Source organism: Pseudomonas sp., assembly GCF_032058845.1.
Lineage (GTDB): Bacteria > Pseudomonadota > Gammaproteobacteria > Pseudomonadales > Pseudomonadaceae > Aquipseudomonas.
Genome location: NZ_DAMCCR010000003.1, coordinates 46121 through 65449 on the forward strand (window position 1 = coordinate 46121; position 19329 = coordinate 65449).

Here is a 19329-nt window from a genome sequence, read left to right on the forward strand (position 1 = left end):
CGCTGCGATTACTAGGCTAGTGTAGGTAAGCGATGGTACCCGAATCTTCACCAATACACTGTTCGCTCGTAACTTGCGTGATTTCTTCGCACGGCAATTATCATTGCACGTCATTGCATCACTACGGCGATGACTAATGCACTCACCACATACATTGCATGCACGTTTCTTATTTTCAATACTCATGGATTCTCCATTACATAGGATTAAAGTCGAACAAAAAAACCCCGTAGACGCTGACCACTGAAGTCAACACCTATGAGGGCTCTTTTGCAAAAGAAAGAAGGGTGTACTAGCTAGAGAAAGAGAGGATAGCTAGCTGGCACACCAAAGGAAGATACAACAGAAATTGTATCTAAGATATACTCATATTTTACTATGAATGAGAATCATTGTCAATACCTGTGACGCTGTTATTTGCTACATTTGATGATCGGGGTAATCGAATGACGTAGGGATAGAGATCAGCTTGTAGCTTCTTCTGAGTATGTATCTAATACCCTGCACTGGGTCTGTGGTGAACTCTCCCCAGTCAGGTGTTTCAGGCACATCAGGAGATATAATAGTTTCATCACCTAGATGAAGAACACGATAACCTAATGTCTCATTGCTCCCAGTCTTACGCTTAATGCCCAAATACTTCCAAGGAAAAACTTCATCAGCAACTTGTATCAACTTATCCCGGTATACCGTGACCACATATCCTGCTTGCCTCAACAATGCACTCAACTGCACAGGATCAGAAATTATCATTCTATCCTCAGTGACAGATGCATTAAATACATTGGACATATCGGCATTTGGTGTTCGCCCCAACACCTCTAGTTCGTCTTCAACTATTTTTCTACGCTCACTGTAGCTAAGAAACTCAGCCTCGACCTCTTTATCATCTACTTTCGCTAGCAATTTAGTAAGACGACTGATTGAAGACGAAAGCGTGTCGTATTCAGTTTTAAGCTCCAGTTTTCTCTTCTCATTGGCTGTCAACTGGATTACTTGGAGGGCTCTATCAACCCAGTGAGTGGCAGTCAATGAATAAACATAGATTACAACTTGATACGGAATAGTCTCAGCATTAACACAACCTGCTGACTTCAGCCTATGGTGCAAACCACATCGCATGTTATTTGGCTTACCATCCTTGTAATGGATGATATAGCTTGAGCCGCACACACCGCATTTGACTAAACCGACAAGGAAATGTTTAGATGTTCGCTCTCTAGGCTTTGTTGCTACTGCCTTCTTTCTCTGTTGTGCTTGGGCGAACAACTCATTGGAAACTACAGGCGGATACACATTAGGAATTTCATTCCAATAACCGATAGTAGTTTTGTTTCTCAACCACGCTTCTACTGTAGGTCCAGAACAGGTTGCCAGTTCGGGAACGCCACTTGCTCTAAGGCGATTAGCAATGGTGGTTTTACCAACACCAGACACGTATAGGGTGAATGCCTGCTCGATGTAAATAGCAATTTCATCTTTCAACTTCCCATCACTGGTTAGCCAGATAGGTGTATGCCGCTTTACCTCACCTGTAGCTTTGGCTTGCTCTCGCCTAATGACATAGCTGGCCTTCGTGCGCTCACTGAGTGACTTGGAGTACCCGTATGCTGCTTGTATCTTGGCTACCAGTAGGAACAAGTGGCCGCTTGCTGCTGAATCATGGGTGTATGTCACCCCATCGTCCAATGTGATGATGGATACACCGGCAGCAAGAATCGGCGTTATCACCTTGTTCAACATGTCGAGCGGGTGAAGCCTACCTGTACGGTCTATCGCTTCTACCAACACAACATCACCCGCTTTAATACTTTCAGCTTTTACAGCCTGTAACAGCTTGGCAAAGCCACCACCTTCATTTACATGCTCACCATGGTAGCCACTACGGCCAAGGTCTTCATAGGTGAGATTTGACTGAGTGTAATCAGGATGTTGTGTAAGCCACTGCGTCACCATCTGCTGCTGACGCTCGGCACTGCTGCCTGTGTTCTGACGGGCACTACTGAAGCGAATGTAGGGAATTGCTGACGGCATGCTGCCTGCTTCCTGCTGCTCTCAAAAACGGCAGGATACAGCCTAGAAAACCTCAGTGTCACCTATTGCAAAGCTGGTCCCAGCCCTTGATCACGCGGCCTGTGCCGATCACGCACTGGAACGGCCTGCCGCGCGACCACGACGAGTCGAACTCGCTGCCGTCGGCCAGCCAACCGGTGTATTGCGTGGTGATCAGCGCGCCCTTGACCACGGCCTTGCCCTGGCCTTCGACGAGGTCGGTGATCTGTACGGTGTCGTTCATCGGGATTCCTCTCGCGCACGGTTGCACACGGATTGGCCGCGGCTCGCCGTGTCAGCGAGCTGCGACCGATCGATCAGGTTCAGCGCAGGGTGATGCGCCAGGCGCGGTGGATGCGGGTGTTGCGGGCAAAATCCGGGTCCAGGCTCTGCGCGGTGATGTCCTCGACGGCGTAACGCTCGCCCAGGTGCTCGTCGAGCTCGAACTTGCGGAAGTTGTTGGAGAAATACAGCACGCCGCCTGGCGCCAGGCGGGCCATGGCCAGGTCGAGCAACTCCACGTGGTCACGCTGCACGTCGAACACCCCTTCCATGCGCTTGGAATTGGAGAAGGTCGGCGGATCGATGAAGATCAGGTCGTAGCTTTCGCTACAGGCCTGCAGCCACGCCATCACGTCGCCCTGCTCCAGGCGGTTGCGCTCGGAGAAACCGTTGAGCGCCAGGTTGCGCCGCGCCCAGTCGAGGTAGGTTTTCGACAGGTCGACGCTGGTGGTGCTGCGCGCGCCGCCCTTGGCCGCGTGTACCGAGGCTGTGGCGGTGTAGCAGAACAGGTTGAGGAAGCGCTTGCCGGCCGCCTCGCGTTGCATGCGCAGGCGCATCGGCCGGTGATCGAGGAACAGGCCGGTGTCGAGGTAGTCGGTGAGGTTGACCAGCAGCTTGACGCCGCCTTCGTGCACCTCCTGGAAACGCCCTTCGGTGGCCTGGCGCTCGTACTGGCGTGTGCCGCTCTGGCGCTCCCGGCGCTTGAGCACCACGCGCTGCGGATCGATACCCAGCGCCTGGGGAATGGCGGCCAGGGCGTCGAGCAGACGGCCCTGAGCTTTTTCCGGGTCGATCGAGCGCGGTGCGGCATATTCCTGCACGTGCACCCAATCTTCGTAAAGGTCGACGGCCAGCGCGTACTCGGGCATGTCGGCATCGTACAGGCGATAGCAACTGACACTCTCGCGGCGGGCCCACTTGCCGAGCTGCTTGAGGTTTTTCAGCAAACGGTTGGCGAACATCTGCGCACCTTCGGACAACCGCGCCGGTTCGTTGACTACAACCGCCGGCTGGCGCGCATCGACCTGCTCATTGTCGGTCACACCCGCGCCCTGCTCGCCCGGGCTGCGCTCAGCCAGGCTGCGCTCAGGCGATCGACGCTCACCGGTGACGAACTGATCAGGTTGCACCTTGAACAGCAGCAACTTGCACGGCAGCGCACCGTTCCAGAAGGCGTACTGCTTGTGGCTGCGCAGGCCCATGCGCTTGCCCAGCTGCGGCGCGCCGGTGAACACCGCCGCGTCCCAGCCCAGGCAAGCCTGGCGCAGACGCTCACCCAGGTTCTGGTAGAGGTACAGCAAGCTGGCTTCATCGCCCAGACGTTCGCCGTACGGCGGGTTGCTGATCACCAGGCCTTTCTGGTTCTGGTCCGGACGCGGCTCGAAGGTGCCGACCTCACCCTGGTAGATCTTCACCCAGCCGCTCAGGCCGGCACGCTCGACGTTGTTGCGGCCCGGCTGGATCAAGCGCGGATCGGCTTCATAGCCGCGAATCCACAGCGGCGGCTTGGCCAGGCCGACCTCGGCGCGAGCCAGGGCCTGGTCGTGCAACTTGCGCCACAGCGCCGGCACATGGCCGAGCCAGGCGCTGAACCCCCAGCGCTCACGCTTGAGGTTGGGCGCGATGTCGGCGGCGATCATGGCGGCTTCGACCAGGAAGGTGCCCACGCCGCACATCGGGTCAGCCAGGGCGCCGCCTTCGGCGGCAATGCGCGGCCAGCCGGAGCGGATCAGCACGGCGGCGGCGAGGTTTTCCTTCAGCGGCGCGGCGCCCTGCTGCAGGCGATAGCCGCGCTGGTGCAGGCTGTGGCCGGAGAGGTCGAGCGAGAGGATCGCCTCGCCACGGTCCAGACGCAGGTGCACGCGCAAGTCCGGATTGAGCTTGTCGATCGAGGGGCGCAGGCCTTCGCGGTTACGCAGCTTGTCGACGATTGCATCCTTGACCTTCAGTGCGCCGAAATGGGTGTTGTCGATGCCCGAGCCATGACCGCTGAACTCCACCGCCAGGGTACCGTCGGCAGCCAGGTGGTCGTGCCACTCGACATCGTGTACGCCGTGATACAGGTCCTCGGCATCACGCATCGAAAAGCGCGCGAGCACCAGCAGCACGCGGTTGGCCAGGCGTGACCAGAGGCACAGACGGTAGGCGGTTTCCATGTCGGCCGAGCCGCGGATGGCCGAGGTGTGCTCGCGCACTTCGGTCAGGCCCAGTTCACGGGCCTCCTCGGCCAGCAAGCCTTCGAGGCCCTTGGGGCAGGTGAGGTAAAGTTCGATGAGGTCCGACATGAGTATTCCAGCGCCTTTTTGGCTAAATGAGCGGCAGGTCGACCGAGGTCCCCACCGAGGTTTTACCCCACGCCCTTGGATGTGAGCGTGCGGTTGGCCTTGCCGGGAAGGCAATGACCGGGCCGCCTGATCGACGCTCCAGGTGAAATCACTGGGAGGATTCGATCGTCAGGCAGTATGGAAAATTTCTGGCAGCAATGGGTTGGCCGTGACCCTTCGTCGCATTGCGTCGCATGGCCATCATCGGCCAAGCAGCGCTGGCCCAATGATCTCAAACGTGGCTAAGCACCTGATCATAGCGGGGTTTGCCACAGATGATGTTGAGTCGCATTTATTTACTTATCCCCCTACATGAGGAAACGTTACCTTCTTATGACAAAACGATCATTCACACCCTGACTTCGTTTGGTTAGAACTGACCTCAGGCCGCACCGCAACGGGGCGGCACTTTCAGCTCGCCACGCCGGCAGCGAGCGCAAACCGGCAGAACGATTCTGCCCGACCTCCGCGAGGTCGACGGGACATTACAGTCAACAAGTGAGGGCAACACCCTATGAGAAGACTTAAGCGTGATCCGTTGGAAAGAGCATTTTCACGTGGCTACCAGTATGGAGTAACCGGTAAATCCCGCGAACTCTGCCCGTTTACGCTGCCCTCCGTGCGCCAGGCATGGATCAACGGTTGGCGCGAGGGCCGTGGTGACAACTGGGATGGCATGACCGGTACCGCCGGTATCCACAGGCTCAACGAACTTCACGCCGTTGGCTGAACGAGGACATTGAATTCGCATCACTTCGAACGCCCCGACCGGGCGTAGGGTTTACACCCAAGGGCCCTTTGCAAGGGCCCTTTTTCATGGCCGGCACTCAGCAGCGCTTGAGCGCAGCGATGGCATCGACCGCCTCGCGGATCAGGCCCGGACCTTTATAGATGAAGCCTGAGTAGATCTGCACCAGGCTGGCCCCCGCCTCGATTTTCTGCGCCGCATGGCGCCCCTCGGTGATACCTCCCGCTGCGATGATCGGCAGCTTGCCGCCCAACTCGCCTGCCAGCACCTTGACGGTGTGCGTGCTCTTGTCCAGCACCGGCGCCCCGGACAAGCCCCCCGCCTCGCCTGCGCAGGGCAGGCCCTCGACGCCTTCACGGCTGAGTGTGGTGTTGGTGGCGATGACCGCATCCATCCCCGACTCAAGCAACGCGGTCGCCACCAGTGCGGTCTCTTCGTCACTCATGTCGGGGGCGATCTTGATGGCCAGCGGCACGCGCTTGCCGTGCGCTGCAGCCAGCTGTTCACGGCGCACCGCCAGGGCATCGAGCAACTGCTTGAGCGAGTCACCGAACTGCAGGGTGCGCAAGCCCGGCGTATTGGGCGAGCTGACATTGACGGTGATGTAACTGGCGTGGGCGTAGACCTTTTCCAGGCAGATCAGGTAATCGTCCTGGGCACGCTCCACTGGGGTATCGAAGTTCTTGCCGATGTTGATCCCGAGCACGCCGGTGTACTTCGCTGCACGCACGCGTGCCAGGAGATGATCGACGCCCAGGTTGTTGAAACCCATGCGGTTGATGATCGCGTTGGCCTCGGGAAGACGAAACAGACGTGGCTTGGGGTTACCTGGCTGCGGGCGCGGCGTCACGGTACCGACTTCGACGAAACCGAAGCCCAACTGCGCAAACCCGTCGATTGCCGTGCCGTTCTTGTCCAGACCCGCTGCCAGGCCGACCGGATTGGCGAAATTCAAGCCCATGACGGTGACCGGGGCGCTCACTGGCTGCATGCAGAGCAGCCCATTGAGCCCAAGACGACCACCGGCACCAATCAGGTCCAGGGACAGGTCGTGGGACGTTTCCGGGGAGAGCTTGAACAGCAGCTGGCGGGCCAGGTTATACATGGGCGGGAAAGACTCGAAATGCGTGGGGGTGGCAATTATAGCCAGCCCAGGGCGCGGGCGACAGGGCCAGGCGCATCACTCGTCAGGCAAGATGCCACTTGATCGGCGACTGGCGACAAGTAGCAAAATATATGCGCGGTAATAAAATATTGCTTATTAACAACTTGAGCACTAATAAAAACCATCCTTCGTGGCCCTTTGTTGCAGGGCAATACTCGTCTCACTGTATCCCTGAAATAGAAAAACCCGGCCGAGGCCGGGTTTTTCATGAAGCGTCAGACCAATTACTTGGCTTGGGCTTCTACTTGTGCTTCTACGCGACGGTTAACAGCGCGACCTTCTTCGGTGGCGTTGTCAGCAACCGGACGGGACTCACCGTAGCCAACCGAATCAACACGGCTGGATTCTACGCCGTACTGCTGGGTCAGGACTTGCTTGACAGCGTTGGCACGACGCTCGGACAGCTTCTGGTTGTAAGCGTCTGGACCCACGGAGTCAGTGTGACCTTCCACGGTGGTGGAAGTTTGTGGGTACTGCTTCATGAAGTCAGCCAGGTTCTTGATGTCGCCGTAGCTGTTAGGCTTGACGACCGACTTGTCGAAGTCGAACTTGACGTCCAGCTCAACACGTACCACTTCGGCAACAGCCGGGCAGCCGTCAGCGTCAACGGTGACGTTGGCTGGGGTGTCTGGGCACTTGTCGACGTTGTCGCAGACGCCGTCGTTGTCGCTGTCGGTGCAGACGTCAGCAACTGGAGCCGGGGTCACTGGAGCTTCTTTGGTTTTTGGGCTGCCACCGAAGTTCAGACCAACGCCAACGCTTGGTGCCCACTCGGTGTCACCTTGGTCGATGTTGTACTGAGCTTCAACGCCGGCACGGGCGTAGAACATGTCAGTGATGTACCACTTGGCACCAGCGCCCAGGTTGGCGAAGGTGGAGTGGTCACGGCCGCCGCGGAAGCTCTGGCCCAGCGACTGATGAGAGAAACCAGCCGACACGTACGGACGGATAGCGTCGTACGGGTTGTTGAAGTGGTAAACGGCGTCCAGGGCGGTGTTCGAGCCCTTGATGTTCTTGCCGTCGTCGCCACGGGCGTTGTGGACTTCGTCGTAGCCCAGACGCAGTTCAACGTCGTCGGTCAGGAAGTAACCGATCGAGCCACCGAACAGGTTGCCGTCGTTTTTGAAATCGCGCTGGCTGTCGAAAAATTCTTTCTTGTAGAAGATTTCGGTTTCAACAGCGCCTTGGCCTTGAGCCATTGCGCCGATCGAGGTAGCAGCGATGAGCGAGCCAATGGCCAAGCCCAAGGTGTTTTTCAGTTTCATCCGTTAGATCCCCATCTGATGGTAGTTAAGCAGTCCCTCCACCATCCGGGTGGGGGCACAACTCGACGGCAAGTCTAGCAGAACTCGCCGGCTGGTTAGAGGTATTTGCGGGCGACTAAGTTTCAGCCATACCTGCAAATTTTTCCCTTAATTTATCGAGTGCGCGCTTGTATCGCATTTTGGTCGCGCTCAGCCCCATGTGCATGATGTCCGCGATCTCCTGAAATTCCAGCTCTGCGACAAATCGCAGCACCAGGATTTCCCGGTCGATCGGGTTGACATGCACCAGCCACATATCCAGTCCGCCTTTTTCTTCGGGCTTGGGAGCCTTGTCCTCGGACGCCTCTTCAATCGGGTCGAGACTCAGGGCATCCATCAGCCGTCGCTTGCGTCGCTCCTTGCGATACTGGGTAATACACTCGTTGTAGGTAATGCTGTAGAGCCAGGTCTTGAATTTCGATTTCCCCTCGAAATTCTTCAACCCGTACAACACCTTCAACATCACTTCCTGACAGACATCATCCGCATCGCGGTCGTTCCCCAAATAACGTGCACAGACGTTGAACAGGGTCCGCTGATAGCGCCGCATGAGTTCCTCATAGGCGCGAGTAACGTGAAAAAGCTCCTCATGCGAGCGCTCCACCAACTCCTCGTCCGTGAGCTCGCGGGGGTCGTAACGCATGGGCAGCGAGTTGACTTTATTCAAAACGAATCTGGCCGACAGTCGGGTCAATGTCGCCGCGGGGCCTTCTGGGCCCGATTTCAGCGGCGGCATACATTAACAGCTTTTCGCCCGTTTAGCGGCGGGTGACGCGCTGCTCGAGCAATTGCCGATTGGAGATCGAAACCAGCTCGCCCTCCTCCGTCAGCACGGTAGTCTTGACCGTGCCAATTTCCTCGATGTGACCCTCTAGCTCGCCAATCTGCACCTGCTGGCCGACTTGAAACAGCTCGCGCACATAGATGCCGGAGAGAATCTGGCTGGCGATATCCCGGCTGCCCAGGCCCATCGCCAAGGCAATGGCCAGACCAACGGTAATCAGCCCGATGACGATGACATGGTTGAGCAGGTCGGTCTTGACCTCAAGCTGGCTGATCGCCACCGAGATGGCGATGATGATCACCAGGCCCTGGGCGATACGCCCAACGCCAGCCGCGTATTCCAGCCCGACGCCTTCGGCGGCGCCGCGCACCAGGCCATTGGCCAACTGCGCCAGCAAGACCCCCGCGAGCATCACCAGACCGGCACCGAACACCTTGGGCAAGTACAAGGCGAGCATGTCGAGGGTGGCCGAGACGCGCTCAAGGCCCAGCGATTCGGCTGCGGACACCAGGAAAATCAGCAGCACGAACCAGTAGACGATCTTGCCGATCAAGGTCGAGATGGGCACCTGGATGCCGGCCCGGCTGAGCAGCTTGGTCAGACCGGTGCCGCTCATCAGCCGGTCGAGACCGAACTTGGCCAGCAATTTCGACAACAAGGTATCGAGCAGCTTGGCGACCACGAACCCCAGCAGCACCACGACCAGTGCGCCGAACAGGTTAGGGATGAAGTTCGCCACTTTAGTCCAGAGGGCGGTCATTGCGGTGACCAGGCTCTGGGTCCAGAGATCGAGTTCCATAATCAATCAGCCTTATCAGCTTTGCTGCCAGCGGCAGGTGTGCGACGCACCGGCGCAACATGCGCCGAGCCATTGTTGAGGGCCACCATGATTGCCTGGCCGCAACGGCCCAGCAGGGTGAACAGATCGCCTGCCCCGACCTGGCGGCTGGCGGTTTTCAGCACGCGACCCAGGCAGGCGGCGTCGTCACGGTCGTGGCCGGACGGCGAGGCCTTGAGCAGGTCGCGCAGGGATTCTTCAAACGGATCGTGCATGGGCACCTCGCGTAATGTGAATCAAAGACGAGAGCGCATGGCAGTGGGTCACATGAAGCTTTTCCATCGATCCGTCACACCCAGCGCAAACGACGGAACAGCCACCACTGCCCCACGGCCAGACCGAGCACTACAAGGCTGGCGAAGATGAAGCCGTTCGGGCTTTCCGACCACGGGATACCGCCAACGTTGATGCCCAGCAGGCCGGTGACGAAGCTCATGGGCAGGAAGATGCAGGTGATGATGCCCAGTCGGTACATGGTGCGGTTCATGCGCTCGTCGCGCTTGCGGTCTTCGCTTTCCAGCACCAGCGCGGCACGCTCGCGGGCCAGCTCCAGCTCCTCGAGATAACGGATCAGGCTGTTGTTGAGCTCGTTCCAGTAGTCGGCGTCGGAGTTGCTGAACCAGCTCCACTTGTGCCGCGACAGCTGCGCGTAGATGTCCCTTTGTGGCGCCAGGAAGCGCCGCAGCGCCGCGGCGCGACGGCGGATCTGCTGCAAGCTGCCCTGGGCCGGGGAGTAACGCTCGTCGGCCTCGACCTTTTCCTCTTCGAGGTCGACCTCTTCGGCAAGATCACTGACCAGCGCCTGAACCTTCTCCGTCAGCAGCTCACCCATGACGACCAGTAACTCGGAGGCCGTTTTCGGCCCGCGCCCTTCGGCCAGTTGCTGGAGAATTTCGTCACTCGCGCGCAGCGGCCGCAGGCGCAGCGAGATGATCCGCTGGGCCTGGGCGAAGATGCGCACCGAAACCATGTCTTCGGGCTCGGCGCCTGGATTGAGATTCACCCCACGCAGGAACAGCAGCAGCTGTTCGTCAGCCAGTGGCAGCAGGCGCGGCCGGGTGTTTTCCTCGAGCAGCAGCTCGCAGGCGAACTCGCTCAGGCCGCTGTCACGCAGCAACCAGCTGCGCGTCTGCGGATGGCTGCGGTCCCAGTGCAACCAGACACTCTGCTCGGGTTGCAGCTGCAGGCTGTCGAGCTCGGTGCGGGCCACGGGCTGCGCACCGCCCTTGCCATCCAGCAGCAAGGCATGCACCAGCCCCCATTGCGCGTTGTCGTCCTCCAACATCGACTCCATCAGGCCGGCTGAATGAGCGGCGAGGCCGACACGATCACACCGTTGTTGTCGGCGTACAGGTATTCACCGGGGTGGAAGGTGACACCGGCGAAGGCCACCACCACGTTCAGCTCGCCCACGCCACGCTTGTCGGTTTTCAGCGGATGGCTGGCCAGCGCCTGGATGCCGACACCGGTCTGCGCCAGCGCATCGACGTCGCGCACGCAACCATAGATCAGCAGGCCTTCCCAACCATTCTTGGCGGCCTTGTCGGCGAGCATGTCACCCAGCAGCGCCCGGCGCAGCGAGCCACCGCCGTCGACCACCAGCACCTTGCCGGTGCCATCGAGGTCGACCTGCTCACGCACCAGCGAGTTGTCCTCGAAGCACTTGAGGGTGACGATCTGGCCACCGAACGAGTCGCGACCGCCGAAGTTGCTGAACATGGGCTCGAGCACACGCACCAGCTCCGGATAGGCATCACACAGGTCGGGGGTAAGGTAATGCTGCATGGCAAACTCCTGTCATTGGCAACGAACGGTAGGGTCTTGCAGGGTCGCGGCCAAGGCTACACCGCCGAGGCCGGTCCGGTCACCCGTGGCGATGCAATGATCTCGGCCTGTGGCACTGCCTGCAACGGATCGCGCAGCCAGCCTTCGACCAATGGCCAGACCTGTGCCTGCGCGGCCTTGCTCACCAGCATGTCGACATGTCCGAACGCTTCAAAGCCCTTGTCTCTGCCCAGACAGAGAAACTGCCTACGCTCACCACCGAGTTGCTCCAGCAGGCGTCGGCAGCTCCAAGCGGGGTCCTGAACATCGGCGGCGCCTGCCACTGCCAGCACCGGCACCTCGACCTCGGCCAACCCAGCCCACCAGTCATTGCCCTTTTCGCCAAAGCGTCCAAACAGGCCATGCCAGCGCAACGCCTCCAGCACCAGGCCGATCGGCTCATCCTCGGGGCCGCGCTTGAGCCGCGAGCCTGAGAGGTGAGCAAAACGCCGCAGCGCCAGGCGAATGCCCCATACCAAGGGCGGGATCTTCAACGGCCAGTAACGCCGGCTGACCTGGGTGCCGAAGAAGGCTGCACTGGCCACCTGGGCAGCCGGGAGGTAACCCCCGCCCAGCGCCGCGGCCAGGGTGATACCGCCCAGCGAATGGCCGATCCAGTGCGGCGCGCGGCCGGCCTGCTCGGCCACGAAAGCGCCGATCAGCGGCAGGTCTTCGCGGGCGTAGTCGGCCACGCGGTTGCCGCGCCACTGCCGGTTGCGGGGCGACAGGCCATGCCCGCGCATTTCCGGAATCCAGACATCGAAACCCGCGCGCGCCAGAAACGCCCCAAGGCCAATACCCTTTGGGGAAAACCAGAAGCGCCGGTTGGAAAAGCTGCCGTGCAGGAGAATTACCGGCACCCCGGCGGGCCCGGCCGCCTCGGCACGGCCCAGTCGGGTCACCGCCAGTTCGACACTAGGGTCGGCCGCGTTGCCGGCCTTGATGCGGTAAACGTCTTCGCTGAGGTCGCCGCGTCGTTCGGCACTGAGCAACGCGACGGGAAAGAGAGCACTGCTGCTTTGCATGGAGGTCAGGCGCACGAAAAAACGCCGAGTATAAATGCATGAACGGGCAAGGCCCACTGCCAATCTGCATTGACAAGGGCCTTGCCCGTTCACGCAAGGTCAGGGCCGAGGGGCGGCTCGCACCGCCCCGAATGGCGGATCAGCCGGCCACTTGCTCTTCGGCCAGGAAGAACCAGGTTTCCAGTACCGAATCCGGGTTCAACGACACGCTCTCGATGCCCTGCTCCATCAGCCACTTGGCCAGGTCCGGGTGGTCCGACGGGCCCTGGCCGCAGATGCCGATGTACTTGCCGGCCTTGTTGCACGCTGCGATGGCGTTGGCCAGCAGCTTCTTCACCGCAGGGTTACGCTCGTCGAACAGGTGGGCAATGATGCCCGAGTCGCGGTCCAGGCCCAGGGTCAGCTGGGTCAGGTCGTTGGAGCCGATGGAGAAGCCGTCGAAGTACTCCAGGAACTCTTCGGCCAGAATGGCGTTGGACGGCAGCTCGCACATCATGATCACGCGCAGGCCATTGTCGCCACGGGCCAGGCCGTTTTCGGCGAGCAGCTCGACCACCTGGCTGGCTTCGCCCAAGGTACGCACGAACGGCACCATGATCTCGACGTTGGTCAGCCCCATCACTTCGCGCACATGCTTGAGCGCACGGCACTCCAGCTCGAAGCAGTCGCGGAACGACTCGCTGATGTAACGCGACGCGCCGCGGAAGCCCAGCATCGGGTTCTCTTCTTCCGGCTCGTAGAGCTTGCCGCCGATCAGGTTGGCGTATTCGTTGGACTTGAAGTCCGACAGGCGCACGATGACCTTCTTCGGGTAGAACGCCGCCGCCAGGGTGCTGATGCCCTCGACCAGCTTGTCGACGTAGAAGCCGACCGGATCGGAATACCCGGCAATACGCTTGTCGACGCTGTCTTTCAAGTCAGCGGGCAGGCCATCGTAGTTGAGCAGCGCCTTGGGGTGCACGCCGATCATGCGGTTGATGATGAATTCCAGACGCGCCAGGCCGACGCCTTCGTTGGGCAGCTGGGCGAAGTCGAAGGCGCGGTCCGGGTTGCCGACGTTCATCATGATCTTGAACGGCAACTCAGGCATGGCGTCGACCGAGTTCTGCCGCACATCGAAGCCCAGCTCACCTTCGAAGATGAAGCCGGTGTCGCCTTCGGCGCAGGAAACGGTGACACCCTGGCCGTCCTTGAGCAGTTGAGTCGCGTTGCCGCAACCCACCACCGCCGGGATGCCCAGCTCACGGGCGATGATCGCCGCGTGGCAGGTGCGCCCGCCGCGGTTGGTGACGATGGCACTGGCGCGCTTCATCACCGGTTCCCAGTCCGGGTCGGTCATGTCGGAGACCAGCACGTCGCCGGGCTGGACCTTGTCCATCTCCGACACGTCCTTGATCACACGTACCTTGCCGGCGCCGATGCGCTGACCGATGGCACGGCCTTCGACCAGCACGGTGCCTTTCTCCTTGAGCAGGTAGCGCTCCATGACATTGGCGCTGGAGCGGCTCTTCACGGTTTCCGGGCGCGCCTGCACGATGTACAGCTGGCCATCGTCACCGTCCTTGGCCCACTCGATGTCCATCGGGCGCTGGTAATGCTGTTCGATGATCATGGCCTGCTTGGCCAGCTCCGACACTTCGGCATCGGTCAGGCAGAAACGCGCCCGCTCTGCACGATCGACATCGACGGTTTTCACCGAGCGACCGGCCTTGGCCTCGTCGCCGTAGATCATCTTGATGGCTTTGCTGCCCAGGTTGCGACGCAGGATCGCCGGACGACCCGCCTGCAAGGTGTTCTTGTGCACGTAGAATTCGTCAGGGTTGACCGCGCCCTGAACCACGGTTTCGCCCAGGCCGTAGGCGCCGGTAATGAATACCACGTCGCGAAAGCCCGATTCGGTGTCGAGGGTGAACATCACACCAGCGGTGCCGGTTTCCGAACGCACCATGCGCTGCACGCCGGCTGACAAGGCGACCAGTTTGTGGTCGAAGCCCTGGTGCACGCGATAGGCGATGGCACGGTCGTTGAACAGCGAGGCGAACACTTCCTTGGCTGCGCGGATCACGTTGTCGACGCCACGGATATTGAGGAAGGTTTCCTGCTGGCCGGCGAACGAGGCATCCGGCAGGTCTTCGGCGGTGGCCGAGGAACGCACGGCCACGGCCATGTGCTCGTTGCCATTGGCCATTGCGGCGAAGGCGGTACGAATTTCGCTGTCCAGGCGCGCCGGGAACTCGGCCTCCATGACCCACTGGCGGATCTGCGCGCCGGTCTGGGTCAGGGCCGGGATGTCGTCGACGTCCAGTGCGTCGAGCGCCGCGTGAATTTTCTCGTTCAGGCCACTCTGCTCAAGGAAATCGCGATACGCCTGAGCCGTCGTGGCAAAGCCGCCCGGCACGGAAACGCCGGCGCCGGCGAGATTGCTGATCATCTCGCCCAGGGATGCGTTCTTGCCCCCTACGTGCTCCACATCATGGACGCCGAGCTTATCGAGGGAAACTACGTACTCTACCAAGGTGATCTCTCCACTAACTGTGTTGGGAAAAGCTCAAAGAGGCGCCGCCAGCCGGTCTGCACTGGCCCGGTCGCTTGTGGCCTGGACTTGCAAAATGAGTAAGAATGCCGGACATCGTGTTCGGTAAACCGAACCTATCATATCCAGAAACATTCAGCAGCTTAAGGCCCCGGGTGCACATGAAACGAACCGCGTTCTTCATCTCCGACGGTACCGGTATCACGGCTGAAACCCTTGGGCAAAGCCTGCTGGCTCAGTTCGATACTATCCCTTTCAACAAATTTACCCGTCCTTATATCGACACCCCCGACAAAGCCCGCGCCATGGTCCAGCAGATCAACATGGCCGCCGAGCGGGATGGCATGCGCCCGATCATCTTCGACACCATCGTCAATCAGGACATCCGCGAGATTCTGGCGACGTCCAATGGCTTCATGATCGACATCTTTTCCTCGTTCCTCTCGCCCCTGGAGCAGGAACTCACCGCCCACTCGTCCTACTCGGTGGGCAAGTCGCATTCGATTGGCGGCAACTCCAATTACATGGAGCGGATCGAGGCGGTGAACTTTGCCCTGGATAACGACGATGGCGCGCGCACGCACTATTACGACAAGGCCGATCTGATCCTGGTCGGCGTCTCGCGTTGCGGGAAGACACCCACCTGCCTTTATATGGCCATGCAATTCGGTATCCGCGCCGCCAACTATCCCTTCACCGAAGATGACATGGAGCGACTGCAGTTGCCGCCGGTGCTGAAGAAGCATCACAGCAAGCTGTTCGGCCTGACCATCGACCCGGACCGACTCACCGCCATCCGCCATGAGCGCAAGCCCAACAGCCGCTATTCGAGTTTCGCCCAGTGCGAGTTCGAGGTGCGGGAAGTCGAGGGGTTGTTCCGCCGCGAGAACATCGCCCATATCAACTCCACGCATTTTTCGGTCGAGGAAATCTCGGCCAAGATCCTGGTGGAAAAAGGCGTCGAGCGCCGCTTCAAATAGCCGCCCAGCCGCGTGCGTGGCGCTGCGCCGCCGCGTGGCGGTGCAGCCGCACACCGTTTCATGACAAGCAGATGACCCACCGGTCATGAACCGCAAAAAACCCTCAACAAAACGCCAGGCATGCCGATAGCGGGGGAAACCTTGCGGATACCTGCCATGCGTAACAACCAGCCGATTACCCAGAGAGAACGGACTTTCCCTGCCCAGCAGCGGTTGATTTCCACCACCAACGCCAAGGGCGTGATCACCTACTGCAACGACGCCTTCGTCGAGATCAGTGGGTTCGCGCGCGATGAACTGATCGGCGCACCGCACAATCTGGTGCGCCACCCGGATGTGCCGTCAGCGGTGTTTGCGCACATGTGGCAGACCCTCAAACAGGGCTTGCCCTGGATGGGCATCGTCAAGAACCGCTGCCAGAACGGTGACCATTACTGGGTCAACGCCTACGTCACGCCGATCTTCGACAACAACCAGGTGGTGGGTTACGAGTCGGTGCGCATCAAGCCCAGCGCCGAGCAGGTGCGCCGCGCTGAAGCGCTGTACCAGCGCCTGAACCAGGGCAAGACCGCTGTTCCGCGGCGCGACCGATGGTTGCCCGTGGTGCAGGACTGGCTGCCGTTCATCCTGATCAGCCAGGTCGCGTTCGTGATCGGTTCGGTGTTCGGTCATGGCCTTGGCTTTGCCCTGGCTGCGGTACTCTCGGTGCCACTGGGCCTGCTGGGCCTGGGCTGGCAACAACGTGGCCTCAAGCGGCTGCTGCGCCTGGCCGAGCAAACCACCTCCGACCCCCTGATCGCACAGATGTACACCGACAGCCGCGGCGTACAAGCGCGTCTGGAGATGGCCATGCTCAGCCAGGATGCACGCATGAAGACCTGCCTGACGCGCCTGCAGGACAGCGCCGAGCACCTGAGTGATCAGGCGCGGCAGTCCGACACCCTGGCACACCAGAGCTCTGCAGGCCTTGAGCGCCAGCGGGTGGAAACCGAGCAGGTCGCCGCGGCCGTCAACCAGATGGCCAGCACCACCCAGGAAGTCGCCAGCCATGTGCAGCGCACGGCGGATGCCACGCAAGAGGCCAATCGCCTGACCAGCCAGGGCCGCACGATCGCCGGCGAAACCCGCGATGCCATCGAGCGCCTGTCCACTGCCGTGGGCGAAACCGGGCGCACCGTGACTCAGTTGGCGCAGGACAGTGACGAGATCGGCGGCGTGGTCGATGTGATCAAGGGCATTGCCGACCAGACCAACCTGCTGGCCTTGAACGCTGCCATCGAAGCGGCACGCGCCGGGGAAATGGGTCGCGGGTTTGCCGTGGTCGCTGATGAAGTGCGTCAGTTGGCGCAGCGCACGGCCGAATCCACCGGGCAGATCCATTCCCTGATCGCCAAGTTGCAGCACACCGCCAATAACGCCGTGCAGACCATGGAAAGTGGGCATCGGCAGGCGCAGGAAGGGGTCGAGCGCGTGATGCAGGCCGATCAGGCACTGGTGGGTATCAGCGAGGCTGTAGCCAACATCACCGACATGACCACGCAGATCGCCGCTGCCACCGAAGAGCAGACTGCCGTGGCTGACGAAATCAGCCGCAACATCAGCACCATCGCCAACCTGGCCGATCAGACCTCGGGCCAGGCGCAGCGCTCGGCGTTGCTCAGCGAGGAACTGACCACCACGGCGGGCACGCAGTACTCGCTGGTCGAGCGCTTCAATCGCTGAACCGCGCAGGCCCTGCACCCGCAGGGCCGACCCGCAGACGCCGTAAGACTATCTACCAATCGAGGGCGATCTGGCTCTGGAACCGGCGCTCGCCTGCCCCCAGCGGGTCATCGAAGCGCAGGCTGTGGGCCAGCAGCTTGAGCGGCTGCTGGTAGTCGTCCTGGCCATTGCGCAGGTCCGGGTAGAACGGATCGTGACGGATCGCTGCGCCCAGCGCTGCCATGTGCACCCGCAACTGATGCGTTTTGCCGGTCACCGGAGACAACCCGTAGCGCCACCATTCACCGTTTTTCTCCAGCACCTGGGCATGGGTTTCGCTGTTGGGCGTCCCGGCCACTTCATGCATGCGAAAGAACGGTTCACCGTGCTCCAGACGGCTGCAATGCACCAGGGGGAACGCGTGTTGCGGCAGGGCAGCGGCAATCGCCTGGTAGCCCTTGTCGATGCGCCGCTCCGGGAACAGGCGTTGGTACAGACCTCGGCTTTGCGGGTTGCAAGAGAACAGCACCAGCCCTGCGGTGTGCCGATCAATACGGTGCAAGGGCACCAGGTGAGGGTTGTCCAGACGCCGGATGAGACGGCGCAGCAACGTCTGCTCCACGTATTCACCCGTGGGCGTGACCGGCAGGAAATGCGGCTTGTCGGCCACGACCAGATGCTCATCCTGAAACAGGATCTGCTCCTGCACCGGGATCGGCTTCTCTTCCGGCACCTCACGAAAATAGTGGATGCGCAAGCCGCGACGATAGGCGTGATCCGCCGTCAACGGCTGACCTTGCGCACTCAGCACACGACCCCGCGCGAAGCGATCGAGCCACTGCTCACGGCTGACGGCCTTGAAATGGTCGCAGAGGCAGTCAAGCACGGTGGGCCAGTCACCCGGTGGCAGGCACAGGGTGCTGGCCTGTAATCGGGCCGGGTCGAAAGAAGAGGTCATGGCAGGTTCTACCGAGTTAAAACGGTGCATTATCCGCCAGGCCTGGCGCTTCAACCAGCCTCGGCTGGCTGTTCACAACGGGCTTTCAACCAGCGCAGCACCTGCACCGGCTCCCAGCGCGTCGGGTCATACAAGGCGTAGACCAGGCCCTCATAGCCCACGACATCCAGCGCACGGTGGTAGCCGGCGCGCTGAAACAGCGCCTCGACCTCGGCAAAACAGGTGTTGAAATGAATCTTGCCAAACGGCGTACGCTCATCGAGCACCAGGCCGTCGACGTGCAACGCCAGTGCGGCGTCACCAACGGACTGAACCGGCATGCGGTTCACGCTGGATTTGAGTTGCTCGACATTGAGCATGGGCCACCCCGATACTGTATTTCCATACAGCATACGAAGCGAGTACCCTACTCGTCAATCGACGGCATCTGCAAGAAAGGCGACCACCTGATCGGTATCGAAGGGCCAGTCGAGTTCGGCGCCGGTATCCGCCCGGCGCAGCACCGGGATACGCAAGGCGAGACGCTCGCAGGTCGCCGGATCATCGATGATATCGACGAGCTCTACCAGCAGGCCGTGATCGACCAACGGCATCAACGAGGCTTCGGCGATCTCGCACAGGTGGCACCCCAGGGTTCCGTAAAGCTGGCATTCGGGCAGCATGGCGTTGTCCTGACACGCTTGAATCGAATGTCCAGTCTAGAACCGTGCGCAGCGCCCTGCACCTGCCTCAGGTCAGCGATATCGTCGATGAATGCCGCATCGCCTGGTTTTACCGGGGTTCGTGACTGAGCGCGATAGTGCAATGGCCG

Annotated in this window: 17 protein-coding genes and 1 pseudogene; 3 read left to right on the forward strand and 15 right to left on the reverse strand. The window is 60.5% G+C overall.

Going from position 1 to position 19329, the window contains the following annotated elements; translation table 11 throughout:
• Positions 1-420: 420 nt before the first annotated feature.
• The 3 genes and pseudogenes from RT028_RS01150 to rlmKL all read right to left on the reverse strand — a co-directional run bounded on the left by RT028_RS01150 (position 421) and on the right by rlmKL (position 4619).
• Positions 421-2034, reverse strand: coding sequence for a recombinase family protein (locus tag RT028_RS01150; RefSeq protein WP_312931493.1), 1614 nt, complete (start codon positions 2032-2034; stop codon positions 421-423).
• A 73-nt stretch (positions 2035-2107) separates the two neighbouring features.
• Positions 2108-2296: pseudogene (locus RT028_RS01155) on the reverse strand (FKBP-type peptidyl-prolyl cis-trans isomerase); the annotation flags it as partial.
• 79 nt (positions 2297-2375) lie between these two features.
• The gene (gene rlmKL, locus RT028_RS01160; protein WP_312931495.1) at positions 2376-4619 is read right to left on the reverse strand and encodes a bifunctional 23S rRNA (guanine(2069)-N(7))-methyltransferase RlmK/23S rRNA (guanine(2445)-N(2))-methyltransferase RlmL; all 2244 of its coding nucleotides are present in this window, start codon (positions 4617-4619) and stop codon (positions 2376-2378) included.
• 553 nt (positions 4620-5172) lie between these two features.
• On the opposite strand from rlmKL, the gene rmf reads away from it, so the two are divergent.
• Positions 5173-5388, forward strand: coding sequence for a ribosome modulation factor (gene rmf / locus RT028_RS01165; protein WP_010223328.1), 216 nt, complete (start codon positions 5173-5175; stop codon positions 5386-5388).
• A 97-nt stretch (positions 5389-5485) separates the two neighbouring features.
• On the opposite strand, the gene RT028_RS01170 is transcribed toward rmf, so the two are convergent.
• From RT028_RS01170 to ppsA, 9 genes are all read right to left on the reverse strand, one after another.
• On the reverse strand, positions 5486-6511 hold the full coding sequence (locus RT028_RS01170) for a quinone-dependent dihydroorotate dehydrogenase (protein WP_312931499.1): 1026 nt from the start codon (positions 6509-6511) through the stop codon (positions 5486-5488).
• Between the two features lie 284 nt (positions 6512-6795).
• Entirely contained in the window at positions 6796-7836 is a 1041-nt protein-coding gene (locus RT028_RS01175) for an OmpA family protein (RefSeq protein ID WP_312931501.1), read from the reverse strand.
• A gap of 115 nt (positions 7837-7951) precedes the next feature.
• Complete coding sequence (sigX, locus tag RT028_RS01180; protein WP_409567127.1) at positions 7952-8518, reverse strand: RNA polymerase sigma factor SigX; 567 nt, start codon at positions 8516-8518, stop codon at positions 7952-7954.
• A 115-nt stretch (positions 8519-8633) separates the two neighbouring features.
• The gene (locus RT028_RS01185) at positions 8634-9458 is read right to left on the reverse strand and encodes a mechanosensitive ion channel family protein (RefSeq protein WP_312931503.1); all 825 of its coding nucleotides are present in this window, start codon (positions 9456-9458) and stop codon (positions 8634-8636) included.
• A gap of 2 nt (positions 9459-9460) precedes the next feature.
• Positions 9461-9712 (reverse strand): CrfX protein, encoded by a 252-nt coding sequence (locus RT028_RS01190; RefSeq protein ID WP_312931505.1) that lies wholly within the window; start codon positions 9710-9712, stop codon positions 9461-9463.
• A gap of 74 nt (positions 9713-9786) precedes the next feature.
• A complete protein-coding gene (locus tag RT028_RS01195) occupies positions 9787-10782 on the reverse strand; it encodes a zinc transporter ZntB (protein WP_312931506.1) in 996 nt (331 codons plus the stop codon).
• 8 nt (positions 10783-10790) lie between these two features.
• Positions 10791-11282 (reverse strand): ribonuclease E activity regulator RraA, encoded by a 492-nt coding sequence (rraA, locus tag RT028_RS01200; RefSeq protein ID WP_312931509.1) that lies wholly within the window; start codon positions 11280-11282, stop codon positions 10791-10793.
• A 56-nt stretch (positions 11283-11338) separates the two neighbouring features.
• Entirely contained in the window at positions 11339-12346 is a 1008-nt protein-coding gene (locus tag RT028_RS01205) for an alpha/beta fold hydrolase (RefSeq protein ID WP_312931576.1), read from the reverse strand.
• 139 nt (positions 12347-12485) lie between these two features.
• Entirely contained in the window at positions 12486-14861 is a 2376-nt protein-coding gene (gene ppsA / locus RT028_RS01210; RefSeq protein WP_312931510.1) for a phosphoenolpyruvate synthase, read from the reverse strand.
• A 179-nt stretch (positions 14862-15040) separates the two neighbouring features.
• On the opposite strand from ppsA, the gene RT028_RS01215 reads away from it, so the two are divergent.
• Both RT028_RS01215 and RT028_RS01220 read left to right on the forward strand, forming a co-directional pair.
• The gene (locus RT028_RS01215) at positions 15041-15859 is read left to right on the forward strand and encodes a pyruvate, water dikinase regulatory protein (protein ID WP_312931511.1); all 819 of its coding nucleotides are present in this window, start codon (positions 15041-15043) and stop codon (positions 15857-15859) included.
• Between the two features lie 156 nt (positions 15860-16015).
• Positions 16016-17581, forward strand: a complete 1566-nt coding sequence (locus RT028_RS01220) for a PAS domain-containing methyl-accepting chemotaxis protein (RefSeq protein WP_312931512.1) — start codon at positions 16016-16018, stop codon at positions 17579-17581.
• 52 nt (positions 17582-17633) lie between these two features.
• Here RT028_RS01220 and RT028_RS01225 read toward each other — a convergent pair whose 3' ends face one another.
• From RT028_RS01225 to RT028_RS01235, 3 genes are read right to left on the reverse strand one after another with little or no spacing between them, the layout of a single operon-like run.
• Complete coding sequence (locus RT028_RS01225; protein ID WP_312931513.1) at positions 17634-18518, reverse strand: pseudouridine synthase; 885 nt, start codon at positions 18516-18518, stop codon at positions 17634-17636.
• Between the two features lie 50 nt (positions 18519-18568).
• The gene (locus RT028_RS01230) at positions 18569-18877 is read right to left on the reverse strand and encodes a transcriptional regulator (RefSeq protein ID WP_312931514.1); all 309 of its coding nucleotides are present in this window, start codon (positions 18875-18877) and stop codon (positions 18569-18571) included.
• 54 nt (positions 18878-18931) lie between these two features.
• The gene (locus tag RT028_RS01235) at positions 18932-19180 is read right to left on the reverse strand and encodes a glutaredoxin family protein (protein WP_312931515.1); all 249 of its coding nucleotides are present in this window, start codon (positions 19178-19180) and stop codon (positions 18932-18934) included.
• Between the last annotated feature and the right edge of the window lie 149 nt (positions 19181-19329).